At 34.1% G+C, this 4,003-nt stretch carries 3 protein-coding genes; 1 reads left to right on the plus strand and 2 read right to left on the minus strand.

Going from position 1 to position 4,003, the window contains the following annotated elements; genetic code table 11:
• Positions 1–419: 419 nt before the first annotated feature.
• Entirely contained in the window at positions 420–1,367 is a 948-nt protein-coding gene (locus tag E1171_RS05705) for a glycosyltransferase family 2 protein (RefSeq protein WP_155204956.1), read from the minus strand.
• Positions 1,368–1,850: 483 nt separating this feature from the next.
• Between E1171_RS05705 and E1171_RS05710 the strand changes: the two genes are divergently transcribed.
• Complete coding sequence (locus tag E1171_RS05710) at positions 1,851–3,158, plus strand: glutamate-1-semialdehyde 2,1-aminomutase (RefSeq protein ID WP_155204957.1); 1,308 nt, start codon at positions 1,851–1,853, stop codon at positions 3,156–3,158.
• A gap of 140 nt (positions 3,159–3,298) precedes the next feature.
• Here E1171_RS05710 and E1171_RS05715 read toward each other — a convergent pair.
• A partial coding sequence (locus tag E1171_RS05715) for an exopolysaccharide biosynthesis polyprenyl glycosylphosphotransferase (RefSeq protein WP_155204959.1) occupies positions 3,299–4,003 on the minus strand: 705 nt, incomplete at its 5' end.

The raw sequence follows: 4,003 nt of genomic DNA on the forward strand, positions 1-4,003 counted from the left end.
TAAATTGACTTTCAAAAAACAGATATCTAGTTACTTAAAGATAATTTAGAGAAAACTATATTTATGCTATAAGCCAATTCTTAAAAAGGACACCTTCCACCAAGAAAAATCTCCAACTTAAACTGCACATCAATAGACCTTAGTAAAATAAACATTCTCAAAGAAGAAATATTTTTTTCAAGGCCTTTTATTGCCGATAAATTCTTCCTGGTCTCACCTACCTTCTTCACCTCTAATTAGGTCCAATAAAAGTCATTATTCACCCAAAAAGGTAATGATTTTTTCATGCACCAGGATTTCTTCAACTTCTCCCCCCTTTTGTACTAGAAATTTACAGGAAGAATCATCACAAATTGATTCGCTTTCTTTTCCAGTTCGGCCAGATGAAAACTTTACCTACCCAAGGAAAATAAATTAACCTATAACATTTGTTGTCGGATTTTTTTTATAACGGAGGAAGGAATCATTAGAAATGACAAAGAAATAAAAAAGAAAAAAGATAAATATTTCCTCTTCCCAAATAATAGACCAGCCTCTCGATAAAATTTATCTCCATAAATATTCATATACCATTGCACTTTGGTTAATAGGGGTTTCTTTTTTTGAATATGCATAAACTCCTCAAATGAAATTTCTTCCTTTCCCAATTTCCTTTTTTGAACACAATGCAACAGCCATTTACATTTCCAACTAGCATCAAGAAATTCTTTAGCCATCACTGACTGGCTATGAATACGGTAGTGCAATAAAACTTTATCAAGGGTGGCTACGGCTTTTCCACTCATTGCAAAACGGGTGGCGAACTCCAAATCATCGGCTGGCCAAAATTTTGGCCGATATCCTCCTACCTCAATAAATGATGCTTTCCAATATGTCATCCCTGGAGTTGGCAAATTTATTAACCCACCAACAGCCACAACTTTCTTCCACCATTCCTTGTCAACATGAGGCGTATGATTTTTAGCAAGTATTCTATCCGATTCATCAATATAATAGAATAAGGAATTAGCCATATGCAATTCTGGATTTTCAATCATAAATTTTAACAATCCCCTTAAACGATCTGGCAACATGATATCATCATCACACATTTCAAATATTAATTTTCCCTTGGCAAGAGGTACCATCTCATTGTAACAAGGTGTCCTAGAAATATTTTTATCATAAGTTATCACCCTAATACGAGAGTCCTTTTTTTGAAATCCCTTCATAATACTTCGGGTATCATCGTGGGAACCATTATCCACCAATAAAAACTCAAAATTTTTGTAACTTTGATTAAGCACGCTTTCAATAGCTTTTTGCAGATATGCCTCACCATTAAATGAAACCAAAATAACTGAAACCAATTGATCCATATTTTCCATTTTTGAAAGAAGAGAAGATAAATAAACCAGAAAAGGGCTTTTAGATTAGGAAATAAGAAGGAGGAAAGCCAAGAATAGAATATTTGATAAGATTAATTTAAAAATCAGAAAAGTGTCATTAAATTAAAATACTAAATATCTAATTATATTACTATTCTAATAAAAAACATAAAACTATAAAAACTACTAATTAATTAAGAAAAAAGAATAAACAATTAAGTTTCTCAAAACTTAGAATTTCTTCTAAAATAAAGGCCAACATTCCCAGATTTAAACTTAAATAAATCTAAAAACAACCTTTAGAAATAAGCAGAAACGAAAGACTCTCTCCAGAAAAAATACCATTCCTTTTAAAAAAGTCCACTCACTAAATAATTTAAATAAAGTTTCTGCATTTCACGGCATTTCAGATAAAGGCTATATCAATAAGTAAAATTGACTTTATTCCCAAAAAACAACAATACTCCCAAAACAACTTCCTCTATGAATTTCAAATCCTCTTTAAAACTACAAAAAAGGTTACATCAATTAATCCCTGGAGGTTGTCATACCTATGCCAAAGGAGATGACCAATTTCCGGAGTTTATGCCTCCCATTCTAGAAAAAGGAAAGGGCTCCCATGTTTGGGATCTAGATGGGAATAAATATATAGAATATGGTGGTGGCCTTAGGAGTGTCATACTGGGACATGCCTTCCCTCCCATAATTAATGCGGTGCAAAAACAATTGAGGCTTGGTTCCAATTTCATTCGACCTGCGAAAATTGAATACGATTGTGCGGAAGAATTCCTCCAAATGATAGAAATGGCCGATATGGTTAAATTTTGCAAAGATGGATCTGATGCCACAAGTGCAGCTGTAAAACTGGCCAGAGCTGTCACAGGCAGGGATATAATAGCCATTTGTAGTAGTCACCCATTTTTTTCGGTAGAGGATTGGTTTATTGGTACAACACCGGTTTCCTCGGGCATTCCAAAAGTGATAAAAGAACTAACAGTTAAATTTGAGTACAATAATATCAATAGTGTCAAAGAAATTCTGAAGAAATATTCAAACCAAATTGCAGGCTTCATTTTGGAACCTGAAAAAAATGATCCTCCTAAAAATAATTTTCTACATCAATTGAAAGAAATCTGTCATCAGAACGGTGCTTTGTTCATTTTAGATGAAATGATTACTGGCCTTCGTTGGCATAATGGTGGAGCTCAAAAATTATACAACATTAAACCCGACCTTTCCACTTTTGGGAAAGCTCTGGGCAATGGATTTTCTGTTTCCGCCCTCGCAGGGAAAAAGGAATTTATGGAGTTAGGAGGCCTCCAACACTCCAAAAAAAGGGTATTCCTTTTATCTACTACCCATGGAGCCGAAAATCATTGTTTAGCAGCTGCCATTGCAAATATCAAATTTTTTAAAGAAAATCCAGTTATAGAATCTTTAAATCAAAGGGGAGAAAAACTTGCCCTTCTAATTCAAAAGTCAGTAAGGGAATTAAAACTGGAAAAAAACTTCCTGATAATTGGAAAGCCATCATGCCTTGTGTATGCAACCTTAAATGAAAAAATGGAAAATTCACAGGCTTTTCGCACTTTACTACTTCAAGAACTTATCAAAAGAGGAATTTTAGCTACCTCACTGGTGATAAGCTTTTCCCACACAGAAAAGGATATCGATATAACTGCTGAAGCTTTTCATGAGGCCCTTTTTATCTATAAAAAAGCACTAAATGAGGGCATTGAGAAATTTTTGATTGGGAGACCGGTAAAACCGGTATGGAGAGCTTACAATTAAAAAGAGGCAAAAATGATATGAGAAAAATATCAAAAAAGCACAATTGCAAAAAAAGTGCTTTTTTGATTTAAATATCTATCTCTTACTCCCATAATTTTTTTCAAATAGGGCCAAAATAATTTTTTCTCGACAGATGAGTCCTAATAGGCATTCTCTTCCCCTTTAAAAATATTCCAAACAGTTTTGCAAATTATAGCACAGTCTAATAAGAAACTCCAATTTTCCATATATTGCACATCATGCTCCACCCTTTTGGCCATTTTTTCTATTTGTTGAGTTTCTCCCCTGTACCCATTAACCTGAGCATATCCTGTTATTCCGGGTTTAACAAAATGCCTTAAGGAATACCTGTCAATTAATTTAGAATAAATTTCAAGCTGGGAAACAAGATTGGGACGAGGCCCCACCACAGACATTTCCCCTTTCAACACATTAAAAAATTGAGGCAACTCATCTAAACTGGTTTTACGAAGAAAACTGCCCACTCGAGTAATTCTAGGGTCATGCCGGCTGGCCTGTTTTTCAGTAGCCCCATTCACGGTCATTGTCCGGAATTTATAGCAAACAAACAATTGATTTTTATAACCTGGCCTCTCCTGCTTAAATAAAACAGGTCCTTTGGATTCCAATTTTATGAAAAATGAAATTATCGGGAATATAAGGGGAAACAAAAAAAGAATAACAAACAATGAAAAAACAATATCAAAAACTCTTTTTGCTACCCGGTTAAAAAGAAGCTGTAATGGTTCACCTTTCACTGCCAATACCGGAACCTTATCATAAAAATAAAGATTGACGTCGTTATTAATTACACCCTTTAGGTCTGGTACTATCCTTAATGAAAT

The sequence above is a fragment of the Xanthovirga aplysinae genome (assembly GCF_009711365.1).
Lineage (GTDB): Bacteria > Bacteroidota > Bacteroidia > Cytophagales > Cyclobacteriaceae > Xanthovirga > Xanthovirga aplysinae.